The organism is Tardiphaga sp. 37S4 (assembly GCF_021044645.1).
GTDB classification, from domain to species: Bacteria; Pseudomonadota; Alphaproteobacteria; order Rhizobiales; family Xanthobacteraceae; genus Tardiphaga; species Tardiphaga robiniae.
Genome location: NZ_CP088008.1, coordinates 1031298 through 1043892 on the forward strand (window position 1 = coordinate 1031298; position 12595 = coordinate 1043892).

Annotated in this window: 11 protein-coding genes and 1 riboswitch; of the genes, 6 read left to right on the plus strand and 5 right to left on the minus strand. The window is 62.3% G+C overall.

Translation table 11 applies throughout. The annotated features are described in order from the left end of the window. Positions 1–27: 27 nt before the first annotated feature. Entirely contained in the window at positions 28–1224 is a 1197-nt protein-coding gene (locus LPB73_RS04940; protein WP_231081074.1) for a cytochrome P450, read from the minus strand. Between the two features lie 259 nt (positions 1225–1483). Between LPB73_RS04940 and LPB73_RS04945 the strand changes: the two genes are divergently transcribed. Then, positions 1484–2656 (plus strand): isovaleryl-CoA dehydrogenase, encoded by a 1173-nt coding sequence (locus LPB73_RS04945; RefSeq protein WP_305801699.1) that lies wholly within the window; start codon positions 1484–1486, stop codon positions 2654–2656. Positions 2657–3492: 836 nt separating this feature from the next. Here LPB73_RS04945 and LPB73_RS04950 read toward each other — a convergent pair. Beyond that, positions 3493–4236, minus strand: coding sequence for an SDR family oxidoreductase (locus LPB73_RS04950; RefSeq protein ID WP_414716860.1), 744 nt, complete (start codon positions 4234–4236; stop codon positions 3493–3495). 103 nt (positions 4237–4339) lie between these two features. Here LPB73_RS04950 and LPB73_RS04955 point away from each other — a divergent pair, with 103 nt between their 5' ends. Then, entirely contained in the window at positions 4340–5620 is a 1281-nt protein-coding gene (locus LPB73_RS04955) for a Zn-dependent hydrolase (protein WP_231079803.1), read from the plus strand. Here the strand turns inward: LPB73_RS04955 and LPB73_RS04960 are convergent. Next, on the minus strand, positions 5617–7605 hold the full coding sequence (locus LPB73_RS04960) for a putative bifunctional diguanylate cyclase/phosphodiesterase (protein WP_120291536.1): 1989 nt from the start codon (positions 7603–7605) through the stop codon (positions 5617–5619). The genes LPB73_RS04955 and LPB73_RS04960 overlap by 4 nt on opposite strands. Positions 7606–7876: 271 nt before the next feature. Between LPB73_RS04960 and LPB73_RS04965 the strand changes: the two genes are divergently transcribed. Further along, positions 7877–8389 (plus strand): tyrosine phosphatase family protein, encoded by a 513-nt coding sequence (locus LPB73_RS04965; RefSeq protein ID WP_120291534.1) that lies wholly within the window; start codon positions 7877–7879, stop codon positions 8387–8389. Here the strand turns inward: LPB73_RS04965 and cobS are convergent. Together cobS and cobT are read right to left on the minus strand one after the other, a co-directional pair. Further along, positions 8382–9146 (minus strand): adenosylcobinamide-GDP ribazoletransferase, encoded by a 765-nt coding sequence (gene cobS / locus LPB73_RS04970; protein ID WP_231079804.1) that lies wholly within the window; start codon positions 9144–9146, stop codon positions 8382–8384. The two genes, LPB73_RS04965 and cobS, sit on opposite strands and share 8 nt — an antisense overlap. Next, a complete protein-coding gene (gene cobT / locus LPB73_RS04975) occupies positions 9147–10202 on the minus strand; it encodes a nicotinate-nucleotide--dimethylbenzimidazole phosphoribosyltransferase (RefSeq protein WP_231079805.1) in 1056 nt (351 codons plus the stop codon). 99 nt (positions 10203–10301) lie between these two features. Continuing rightward, positions 10302–10492: riboswitch (cobalamin riboswitch) on the plus strand. 109 nt (positions 10493–10601) lie between these two features. Between cobT and LPB73_RS04980 the strand changes: the two genes are divergently transcribed. The 3 genes from LPB73_RS04980 to cobW are packed head-to-tail and all read left to right on the plus strand — an operon-like array spanning position 10602 to position 12592. Beyond that, entirely contained in the window at positions 10602–11051 is a 450-nt protein-coding gene (locus tag LPB73_RS04980; protein ID WP_231079806.1) for a DUF1636 domain-containing protein, read from the plus strand. Further along, positions 11048–11578: a bifunctional adenosylcobinamide kinase/adenosylcobinamide-phosphate guanylyltransferase gene (gene cobU / locus LPB73_RS04985; protein WP_231079807.1), complete on the plus strand. Its 531-nt coding sequence runs from the start codon at positions 11048–11050 to the stop codon at positions 11576–11578. Before LPB73_RS04980 ends, cobU begins: the two co-directional genes overlap by 4 nt. Further along, positions 11579–12592 (plus strand): cobalamin biosynthesis protein CobW, encoded by a 1014-nt coding sequence (cobW, locus tag LPB73_RS04990; protein ID WP_231079808.1) that lies wholly within the window; start codon positions 11579–11581, stop codon positions 12590–12592. Positions 12593–12595 lie beyond the last annotated feature (3 nt).

The window sequence follows — 12595 nt, forward strand, 5'->3', positions numbered from 1 at the left end:
CGATCCTGAGCTGTTGCGGTCGCGGGTTCAGCCAGCGATCCGCACAGGCAGTGTTTCATAACCCTTCACGAAGCTCGAAAAGACGCGGCGCGGCTCGCCGACGACTTCGATCCTGTCGAAGCGCTTGACGATCTCTTCCCACACAATCTTCAATTGAAGTTCGGCAAGTCTGAGGCCGACGCAGCGGTGGATACCGAAGCCGAATGACAGATGGCGGTTCGGTCGCACGCGGTCGATGATGAATTCGTTGGGGTTTTCGATGACCTCGTCATCGCGGTTGCCCGAGACGTACCACATTACGACCTTGTCACCCTTCCTGATCTGCTTGCCGCCGAGCTCGGTGTCCTGCACCGCCGTGCGCCGCATATGCGCCAGCGGCGTCTGCCAGCGGATGATCTCCGGCACCATGCTCTCGATCAGCGCGGGATTGGCGCGCAGCTTGTCATATTCGCCGGGGAATTGATTGAGTGCGTAGACGCCGCCGGACATCGAATTGCGCGTGGTATCGTTGCCGCCGACGATCAGCAGAATGATGTTGCCGAGAAAGCTCTCCGGATCGAGATGCCGCGTGGCCTCGCTATGCGCCATCATCGATATCAGGTCGCTCTTCGGCGGCGCATTGAGTCGCTCCTGAAACAGTCGCCCGAAATACTCGCCGCATTCCCGCAGTTCTCTCTGCCGCTCCAGCTCGGCCTCGGGCGTGGGTGGCAACATTGTGGCGACATCCGACCAGTGGGTGAGCTTGCGGCGCTCCTCCCAGGGAAAGTCGAACAGGGTTGCCAGCATCTGTGTGGTCAATTCGATCGACACGCGGTCGACCCAGTCGAAGGTCTCGTTGCGGGGCAGGGAGTCCAGCACCTCGGCAGTGCGACTGCGGATCAGGCTCGAAAGCTCGTCCATGTGGTGAGGCGCAAACATCGGCGCCACTGTCTTGCGCTGGGCGCTGTGATGCGGCGGATCTGTCGCAATGAACATCGGCCGGCGGAACTGCACACCGGCATCGCGGATGGTGATGCCGCCGAAAGCCGCGGCGGAGGAGTAGGTGGAGTGATTGGTCTCGACCTGCATGATGTCGTTGTACTTGGTCACCGACCAATACGGTCCGAACATGCTGTCCTTGCAGTAGTGGACGGGATCCTCGCGGCGCAGCCGTTCGAAATAAGGCCAGAACGTATCGGTGCGGAATAGTTCGGGATTGCCGGGATCGAACTCATCGAGCGGCATCCCGTAAGCTTGGGCGTGAGCGGCGGCTTGGGCGGATTTGCTGCTGTCGGAATCCTGGACGCGATCGAGCATCGGTTCTCTCCCTGGCATGTCCTCCGTGGTTGGTCCCGGAGGGCTTATTTGGATGAATTACAACCCGTTGGGCGGCCAAGAGCAAGGACCACTTTATGCCTCTTCTCAGCCCGTTCAGCCCGTGACATGGTGATTTCAATCAACAAAACCGGTGCGCTTGCGCGCCGTTCTGACCGGAGGCGACCCTGTGATTGCGAACGCTCAACGGATGTTCAATTTTGATCTCGGCGAGACTGCGGACGCGATTCGCGAGACCGTGCGTGACTTCTCCCAGAACGAGATCGCGCCGCGCGCCGAAGCCATCGACAAGACCAACCAGTTTCCGCTCGATCTCTGGCCCAAGATCGGCGCGCTCGGCCTGCACGGTATCACGGTGGAGGAAGAGTTCGGCGGCGCCGGGCTCGGCTATCTCGAACACGTTATCGCGGTAGAAGAGATTTCGCGCGCCTCGGCGTCAGTGGGCCTGTCCTATGGCGCGCATTCGAACCTCTGCGTCAATCAGTTGCGTCGCAATGGCAACGAGGCGCAGAAGCGCAAATATCTGCCGAAGCTGATCTCGGGCGAACATGTGGGATCCCTCGCGATGTCCGAGCCGGGTTCGGGCTCGGACGTGGTGTCGATGAAGACCCGCGCCGACAAGAAGGGCGACCGCTACATTCTCAACGGCAACAAGATGTGGATCACCAATGGCCCGGTGGCGCAGACGCTGGTGGTCTATGCCAAGACCGATCCGGCTGCCGGCCCGCGCGGTATCACCGCCTTCATCATCGAAAAGGGCATGAAGGGTTTTTCGACGGCGCAGAAGCTCGACAAGCTGGGCATGCGCGGCTCGGATACCTGCGAACTCGTCTTCGAAGATTGCGAGGTGCCCGAGGAGAACGTGCTCGCGGAGGTCGGTCGCGGCGTCAATGTCCTGATGTCCGGCCTCGATTACGAGCGCGCGGTGCTCGCGGCAGGCCCGCTCGGCATCATGCAGGCCTGTCTCGACGTCGCGCAGCCTTATGTGCACGAGCGCAAACAGTTCGGTGAGCCGATCGGCAACTTCCAGCTCGTGCAGGGCAAGATCGCTGACATGTATGTCGCGCTGAGTTCGGCGCGCGCTTACGTCTATGCAGTCGCGAAAGCCTGCGACCGCGGCGAAACCACCCGCGAGGATGCCGCCGGCGCCATCCTCTACGCATCGGAACGCGCCACGCAATGCGCGCTGGACGCGATCCAGCTGCTCGGCGGCAATGGCTATATCAACGACTATCCCACCGGCCGCCTGCTGCGCGACGCCAAACTGTACGAGATCGGCGCCGGCACCAGCGAGATCAGGCGGATGCTGATCGGGCGGGAGTTGTTTGCGAAGAACGGGTGAGGTTTTCACGCCGTCATTTCGGGACGTGCGCCTTGGCTCGTCATTCCGGGGCGCGCGTCGCCGGCCAAGCCGGCATAGCGCGAACCTCAGCCACTCCAATTGGAGTGGCGGGGAATCCCGAGATGTTTGGCGCGGTTGAAGACTTCCATGCCGAGATTCCGGGTTCGCGTCCGGCAAGTGCCGGCCACGCCCCGGAATGACGGGTGGGAGACGGCAGGACAGTACCGAAACATTTTTTCCTATCTCCCGTTGACAATATCCCCATCAGGTTTATATTCCCCTATGTCCTGCCCCACCGAGAGGGGCGATCGCGATCGTCACGTTCGCGGGGCAGGATGCGGTGGACGCCGGAGATGCGGCGTCACGCGGTTTGGGGGGACGTCTGTCTTCGGGCAGGACGGATCTGCGCCAGCACTGCCACTGGCAAGGAGACGGCCGACCTTCGGATGGACAGACCCCTGGACAGTGTGACGGACGACCAAGTCAAAACGCGTTCGGCTTACTCGCTTGAGGCTCCCTTCCCATCGCCTTGGGACTTTAATTCGCGATCGGAGCGTTCGTCGAGGCAAAGTGCAAGCAACCGAAAAAACACCGCATGCGGAACGCCGGGCAATCGCTCGGCGCCTCCGAAAGTCCTGATGCACACTAACCTGCGGAAGACCGCATTCGCATCAGGCCCAAGGGTGCAACGGGCACCCGGCGTTCCGCACGCCCTCTCACAAGGGGCGGGAATGCAAGCAACGACGGCGCCCCCGCGCCGCAAATAACAGGGGTGATGACGCATGTCTGAAGGGTCGTGGCTGTTTGACAATCAAATCAGACCACTGTCACGACGCTCACATGGCTAGGAACGAGCGATTCCAGGTCGGGCTGATCAGCACCTCATTGATACAGACATGCGGCGGCATGCTGGCGATGAAGGCGATGGTCTTGCCGAGATCGTCCGGCTGCAGCATCCGCGCCATCACCTCGTCGCTCGGCGGCACCGGACGGTTCTTCATGATGTCAGTGGCGACCTCGCCGGGCGAGAGACAGCAGGCGCGCAAGCCGTTGACGCATTCGTCCATGTTGAAGGAATGGGTCAGCGCCAGCACGGCATGTTTGGTGGCCGTATAGGCCGGCCCGGTCATTTTCGACACGATGCGCCCGGCCCACGAGGAGACATTGATGATGCAGCCGTCTTTCTGCGCGCGCATCGCGGGCAGCACCGCGCGCATGCAATACATCACGCCGTTGAGATTGATGTCGACGATCAGGTCCCAGCCGTCCTGCGTGACATCCTCCCAGCTGCGCTTCGGCAGGTTGACGCCGGCGCTGTTGACCAGAAGGTCGATACGGCCATGTTTGGCGAGGATGGCCTGTGCCACCTTGTTGACGTCGTCGGCATTACTGACATCCAGCGCCATTGCCTCCACGGGCTTGCCGCCGGCGCCGAGTTCATCGGCGACGCCCTTCAGCACATCGGCCCGGCGGCCGGAAATAACCACCGTCCAGCCGTCGGCCAGCAGCGCCGCTGCGCCCGCCTTGCCGATTCCGGTGCCGCCGCCGGTCACCCATGCGATCCTGGTCTTGCTGCTCACGATTTTCTCCCTGATCGTTTCTTGCTTCGCGATGTCCATCGTCTTGCTTCACGATGGCCAAAGTGTTCAACAATAATCGTGCCGGCGCCAGTGCCGCCAACTCATGAGCCTCATGCCGATCATGCCGACCGACACCAAACTGCCCATCGATCAGAACCGCCTCTGGGACGACCATATGGCGCTTGCCGCCATCACCGATCCCGACAAGCCGTGGACGCGGCGATCGTTCTCGCAGCGCTTTCTCGATGGGCGCGCCTGGCTGCGTGAGCAATTCATCGCCGCGGGCATGACGGTGCGCATGGATGCCGGCGCCAACATGATCGCCCGGCTGGAAGGCAGCGTTCCGGGCCTGCCGCCGATCATGCTCGGCTCGCATTCCGACACGGTGCCATCCGGCGGCCGCTTTGACGGCATTTCCGGTATCCTCACGGCGCTGGAGGCCGTGCGTGCGCTGCAGGCGTCCGGCTACAAATCGCGGCACCCAATCGAGATCGTGGATTTCCTCGCCGAGGAGCCCAGCGAATACGGCCTGTCATGCGTCGGCAGCCGCGCCATGGTCGGCGAACTTGATGCGAAAATGCTGACCTACACCAACGCGGCCGGTGAAACGCTGGCCGATGCCATCAAGCGCGTCGGCGGCGATCCGGCGGCCGTCGCCACCATGCCGAAGCCGGAATTTGTCGGCTATCTCGAATTGCATATCGAGCAGGGCGTCGTGTTGGAAAGCAAGAAGCTCGATCTCGGTCTCGTCACCGGGATCGCCGGCATCACCCGCGTCGAGATCGTGCTGAAGGGCGCCGCCGATCACGCCGGCTCGACGCTGATGGAATATCGTAGGGATGCAAGCTTGCCCGCGGCCGAACTCGTGCTGCTCGTCGCTCAGCAGGCCAATGCGTTTGCGGCGCGCAAGCAGGGCCACTTCGTCGCCACCACGGGGATCCTTGAGATCAGCCCGAACGCTGCGAATGTCGTCCCCGGCGGTGCGCGCATGATCCTCGATATTCGCGCAGAGAAGGCCGCGCTGGTCGATGAATTCGTGGCACTGCTCGACCGCGAGAGCCTCGCCATCGCCAAACGCGCTAAGGTCGAACGCGAACGTTTCGCGTTGATTTCGCAAAATCCTCCCGCGCCTTGCGACGATCACCTGCTCGATGTTCTCGGACGTAGCGCTGCCAAGCTCGGCTATTCCACGACGCGGCTGGCGTCGGGCGCCGGTCACGACGCGGCTTTCATGTCGCATATCGGCCGCAGCGCGATGCTGTTCATTCCGTCAAAGGACGGCAAGAGCCATTGCCCGGAGGAATGGTCGGAGCCCGAGCAACTGGCCGTCGGCGCGGCGACGCTGTTCGAGGCGGTGCGGCTGCTCGACGGACAGAACGACTAGCTGGCGGTGCGTTCGGCCAGCACGCCGTGTTGAACAGAAGCCAGATAATCGCCGACCTGCTCGATGCCCATGGGTTTGGCGAAGAAGTAACCCTGCATGAAACGGCAGTGCTCCTTGCGCAGGAAGTCGACCTGTTCGTCGCTCTCGACGCCTTCGACGATGCAGTCGTGACCGAGGCCGTTGCACAGTCCGAGCATGGTGCGCAGGATCAGGCGCGCAGCAGAATCCGTCTCGATCTTACTGATGAAGCTGCGATCGATCTTGACCTTGTCCAGCGGCAATTCGCGGATGCAGCTTAGGCTCGAATAGCCGGTGCCGAAATCGTCCAGCGAGATGCGGGCGCCCAGAGCCTTCAGGGCATTCAATGCTTCGGTCGCCTGTGCGAGATTGCCCATCACGGCCGTCTCGGTAATCTCGAAGTCGATGCGGCTGGCCTTCACCATGCTTTGCTGGACAACAGCAATGATCTTGAGGATCGACAGGGGAGAGGCGACGTCCACCGCAGAGAGGTTGAACGAAATCCGGACATGCTCCGGCCATGTCGCTGCACCTTCAAGGGCCTTGCGCAGCAGCAACGGGGTCAACTGGCCGATCATGCCTGAGCGCTCGGCGGCGACAATGAAGCTCATCGGTGGAACATTGCCGAGCTCCGGGCTCTTCCAGCGCGCCAGGGCTTCGAAGCTCGCGGGCTGTTGTGTTTCTGCGTCGATGATCGGCTGGTAGGCGATCCACAATTCCCGTTCGAGGTCGGCACTGGCCAGGGCCCGACTCACAGAGGAGGCCTCGCGGATATCGGCTTCGTGTTCTGCGGAAAACCGGACGGCCTTGCCACGCTTGTGCTGCTTGGCAAAGAACAGCGCATAATCGGCGCGCTCGAACAGATCCTGCGCGGTCCTGGCTGTGTCCGGAAATTCCGCATATCCGATCGAGCAGCTGATGCTGACTGTAATGTCATCAATCTCGAACGGGATGTCGAACAGGTTCTCGATGCTCTCTTCCGCCTCAACAATTGCATCCGGGTCGAGCAATTGGTCGCTGAACATGACGAATTCGTCGCCGCCCAGTCTGCCCAGAAACACGTGAGGGGCGAGATGTGCGCGCAGTCTGTCTGCGACTTCGACCAGCAAGCGATCACCCGTGTGGTGTCCGTGGATGTCGTTGATCGGCTTGAAGCCATCCAGATCCAGGATACCGAGCAGCAGGCCGCCGCTACTGTGCTCAGTGTTGACAATGCCGCGCTCAAGCTCGGCAAAGAAGTTCCGGCGATTGGGGAGACCAGTGAGGCTGTCGATATTCGAATTCCGGAAATTCTTGTCGCTCAGTACCTGCAGTTCAGCCTGCTTGATACGCAGCGCCTTCTCCGAATTCACCCGCTTCTCGAAGTCGGAGTAATTGCCGAGCAGCATGAAGAGAACGGCCCCGATAACCACGACGAAGTTGAAGGCGATGGAGACGAAGACGACATTGTCGCTGGAGCCGAAAAAGAACGCGAAAGGCACGACAACCAGCGCCATCACGATCAGCGCTGCCGCGCGCAGATGCATGAGGCAGAAACCGCAGCCGATCGATGTCACGGCCATAAAGAACGCAACGTGGCTTTTGCTATAGGCGTCGCCATAGGGAAACAGGCTGAGGCTCCAGGCAGTGAACGCGACGCCGAGAATGCCTGCAAAGATGATCGAGCCGGTGAGCTTCTCTACGGCCTGGTTGAGCGACAGTGTGGTGTTCCGCGCTCTCAACCAGCTCAGTATCCGGATCACACAGATTGCATCGAATGCAGCAGGGAGATAGACGGTAAGCAGATGTGGCGCAGTACCATAAAAGGTGATTGCAAGTGCCGTCGTGTTGACGACCACCAGCGCATACATCATCGGCACCTGACGGGTGAAGGCAGCGAGTTTCGCTTCCACCAGTTCGGGGTTTTCGCGCGGCACGCGGAAGATCGTTCCGATTTGTGATGCCGCCATTTCGAAGTAGTTCAGCATCGTACCGTCCTGGACTCTGCACTGGTAAGTCAGATACCTATCGCAACTTCTTTAAGATTGGCCTGCCTCGGTTGTCTAAAGTTCGAGCAGGTAACCGATTGTTCTGATTAGTATATTTTCTTCTGTTTGCGATGGTGCAGGTGCGAAAAGGTCGGGGGTGGTATTAAGAAACCGACCCTGCATCAGCGACATCGGAGCGGCATGAGGTTGAAGAAGGTCCATTCGCCGTGGGTGAGAGGAAGGACATGACGACAGCGAGCAGGGTGTTCGAATGATCTATGTGAGCTCGCTCGGAGGCCTTGCTGCTGTGGCAGACTCACTGCCGTCCTTCGATCTGCTGACACTTCTCTCGCCCGCAGCGAGCGAGCGCGACTGGAGCGGGTTGGCGCGTGAGCGTCATGTGGAGCTGACCTTCCACGATATCGTCGAGGTGACGCCGGACCTGATCGCTCCCGATGCCGACGCCGTGGATGCCATTCTTGACTTTGGCCGCGGCAGCACCGCCGATCGCCCGATGCTCATTCACTGTTGGGCCGGTATCAGCCGTTCCAGCGCTGCGGCTTACGCCATCGCCTGCGATCGCAATCCCGGCTATGAGACGGCGATTGCAGATGAACTACGCAAACGTTCGCCTTATGTGACGCCGAACAAATTGATGGTGCAGTTGGCTGACGAACAGCTTGGCCGCGATGGACGCATGATCGAAGCCATTGCGCGCATCGGCCGCGGCGCGGATGCCTTTGAAGGTGAGCCTTATCGATTGCCGCTGAACTGGCCTATTTGATCAGGGCCGCAACGCCGAGAAGAAATCCGATCTCGAAGAGTTGCTCGACGGCACCGAGCACGTCGCCGGTGTAACCACCGATCAGACGACGCGACCAGAGTGCGAGCAGTGCGGCGAGCGCTGCGCCGAGCAGAAGACCCGCAAAAAGCGATGCGACCGAGACGAGCGCAAGCGGGATTGCTGCAAGCACAACCACACCAAGTGCAAACAACGATTCCTCAAATCGCACGGGCGCCTCGGCGTAAGTGACCTTCATCGCACTGGTATCGCCGCTATAGGGCAGGCGGTTCATCACGAAGGCCGGCATGGCGCGGGCTGCGGCGTTGACGGCGATCAGCGCCGCCGCACCTGCCCACATCGGCAATATGGCGAGCGCCGCAATGCGCAGCGCCGTGCCCAGGCAAAGTGCCAGGGCGCCGTAAGTGCCGATGCGGCTGTCCTTCATGATTGCAAGACGCTTCTCGACGGTCCAGCCCCCGCCGAAGCTGTCGGCTGTGTCGGCGAGGCCGTCTTCATGCAGCGCGCTGGTCAGAGCGATGCTTGTCGTGATCGCCAGCAGGGCGGAAATCAGCGGTGACCAGAATTCGCCGGCAACGAGAAACACGATTGCGGATGCAGCGCCGATGCCGGCGCCGACCACCGGAAAATACTTCATTGCACGCGCAAGCCAGTCAGGCCCTTGCGCGTCGACAGTTGCCGGTACCGGCAGCACCGTCAGGAAACGGATCGCATTCAAAAGATGCGGATCCGGTCTCATCTAGATATTTCCGGCCAGCACGTCGTTGAGGCTCGCAACGTCGGTCAGCATGCGCGCGGCGGCGCGGACCAACGGCACCGCAAGCAGCGCGCCGGTGCCTTCACCGAGCCGCAAGCCGAGATCGAGTAGCGGCTGGGCATCGAGCGCATCGAGCACCATGTCGTGGCCGCGTTCGGCCGAGCGGTGCGCGAAGACGCAGTAGTCGCGTGCAGCCGGGGACAGGCGAACGGCGAGCAGTGCCGCGGCGCTGGAGATGAAGCCGTCGATGATCACCGGCCGTCGTTGCGAAGCTGCGCCGAGGATCGCTCCGGCCATGCCTGCGATTTCCAGTCCGCCGAATTCGGCAAGCACATCCAGCGGCGCAGTTGCGTCGCTGCGTGCTGCCGCCTTCGTGATCGCCGCGCGCTTGCGCGCCATGCCGGCATCATCCTGCCCGGCGCCAACGCCGATACAATCATCCAGGGGGGCCGGCGCGAGTCGATGAACCACCAGTGCCGATGAGGCCGTGTTGCCAATTCCCATCTCGCCGAGCGCGATGATGTCTGCGCCGGCCTTGATCTCACCGACGGCGATTCTGAAGCCGCGCGTCAGCGCATCGGCCGCGTGCTCTGCCGTCATCGCTGGCTCGCGCGCGGCATTCGCCGTACCCATGCGAACCTTTGCATCGACCAGCTTCGGGTGCACCGGCAGCTCGGCGGCGACGCCGATGTCGATCACGCGCACACCGATGTCATTGGCCGCGGCGAAAGCATTGGCCGTGGCGCGGCCGGCCAGATAGGTCGTCACCATCGCGACCGTGACCGCCGACGGATATTGCGACACGCCTTCGGCTACGAGTCCGTGATCCCCCGCGAAGATCAGCAGCACGGCATTGTCGCCGCGGGGCTCGCCCGGATGCCGGATCATGCCGAGCTGCAGCGCCAGGTCCTCGATTCTCCCCAGCGATCCCGGCGGTTTGGCCTTGCCGTCGATGACGGCGCGGATGCCTGCCGCGATCTGCGGGTCAACAGGCGCAATGGCGGGCGGTTGCCACAAGGGCTGGGAATGGGCGGACATAGGGTTCCTTTTCGCGGCCTAACTGACGCAAGACGACCTGCAAGGTCAACAGGTCCGGGCTACAGTCCGTCGGCGCGGTTGACCCCGGCGCACCCGGCAGATAGCGTCTTTTGCGATGGTCCTTCCGCGTGGAAGGTGAATAGGGAAGCCGGTTTGAGGCCGGCGCTGCCCCCGCAACTGTAAGCGACGAGCCCGCGCCGGTGCCACTGGGAATTCTTCAGAATTCTTGGGAAGGCGGCAACAGGCTGTGACTCGCAAGCCAGGAGACCTGCCATCACGAACTGTGCTTTGGAGGCGTCGTCGGGGCGGGGTGCACCGGACGGGAGCGAACTGACGGCCATGCTGTCGGCGCGATCCAACAAAGCTCGTAGGCCCGCGAGGGCATGAACTGAGCATGTAATGGATCACGACAGCGCCGATATCTCTGGCGAACAAATTTCGGTCGAACCGCCGCGCCCCGTGCCGGCTGGTCCCGTTGTCGTGAGTGTGTGCATCAGCTGCAAGGCCGCCGAAACCGGCACGATCGTCGGGCCGGACATGTTCGATGCGGTGAAGGCCGCGCTCGGCGATGGCGATGCCGCCGTCATGGTGCGTCCGGTGCAGTGTCTCAGCGTCTGCAAGCGGCCAGCAACCGTCGCGGTGACGAGCCCTGATGGCTACACGTTCTTGTTCGGCGATCTGCAGACCGATAGCGGCAGCGCGGCGCTGATGTCTTTCGTCGAGTCCTATCAGAAGGCCGACTACGGCCTGGTGCCATGGCGCGAGCGCGCCGAGGTGCTGCGCAAGGGCATGGTCGCGCGCGTGCCGCCGATGCGTTGGTCACCTGAAGATGGGCGTGCGCCGAAATGACCGCGGTCTCCACCACGTTGGTGCTGGGCGGTGCGCGGTCCGGCAAGTCAACTTTTGCCGAGAAGCTGGTCGATGGCATCGGCCTGACCAAAGTCTATCTTGCGACTGCAACGGCCGGTGACGACGAGATGCATGCCCGCATCGCGCAGCATCGCAGGCAGCGCGGAGAAGGCTGGATCACCGTGGAAGAGCCGCTGGCGCTGGTCGATGCGCTGACGCGCGAGGCGACGGTCGGCCGCGTCGTGTTGGTGGATTGCCTGACGCTATGGCTGTCGAACCTGATGTTCGCTGAGCGCGATCCAGAGATTGAAGCGAAGCGCCTCGTGCGTTTTCTCGATGTCTCACGCTATCCAATCGTCTTCGTGTCCAACGAGGTCGGCCTCGGCCTCGTGCCGGAAACGCCGCTCGGCCGTGCCTTTCGCGATGCGCAGGGCCGCCTCAACCAGATCATCGCGGCCGCCGTGCCGAATGTTGCTTTCATCGCAGCCGGGCTTCCGCTCTGGCTCAAGCGTTCCCAGGAGAATTGAATGTCCCGCGTTCCCGTCACCGTCCTCACCGGATTTCTCGGCGCCGGCAAGACCACGCTGCTGCGCTCGCTGCTGACCCAGGCCGATGGCCGTCGCATCGCGGTGATCGTTAATGAATTCGGCGATGCCGGTTTCGATGGCGGTCTTGTCGAAGAATGTGCTGCGAAAGCCTGCGCGCCCGGCGATATCGTAGAACTCACCAATGGCTGCATCTGCTGCACGGTCGCTGACGATTTCGTGCCGACCATGGATAAGCTGCTGTCCCGTGAACGCCCGCTCGACGCCATCGTCATCGAGACCTCCGGCCTCGCGCTGCCGCAGCCGCTGTTGAAGGCCTTTGCCTGGCCGGCGGTGAAGACCCGCGCCACCGTCGATGGCGTCGTCACCATTGTCGATGCGCTGGCGCTGTCCGAGGGCCGCGTCACACTCGATGAGGATGCCGTTGCCGAGCAACGCGCCAGGGACGAGGGTATCGAGCACGACGATCCGATCGAGGAAGTGTTCGAGGACCAGCTCGCTTGCGCCGACCTTGTGGTTCTCTCGAAGAGCGATCTCGTCGCCCCGGAAAGGCTCGCCGAGATCGAAGCCAAGCTCAAGGCCGTGTTGCGTCCCGGCGTGAGCATCGTGCGCTCCAAGGGCGATCTCGCGCCGTCGGTGCTGATCGGCCTCAACGCAGCCGCCGAAGACGACATGGCCGCCCGCGTCGGTCATCACGGCGAGGAAGAAGAACACGACCATGACGATTTCGACAGCATCGTCGTCAAACCGACCGCTGCGGCCAGCATCGGCGCGATGCGCGCACGCATTAGCGACGCGCTTGGCCTCGATGGCGTGCTGCGCGTGAAGGGTCATGCACGCATCGCCGATAAATCTGCGCCGATCGTCGTGCAGGCCGTTGGCGCTCGCGTTGAACTCGCCTTCGCCCGGCCGGACGTGATGCAGGCCGAGCATCTGGTGGTCATCGGCCTTAAGGGATTCGACGGCGACGCCGTGCGAAAGGCACTCGCCGGGTAACGC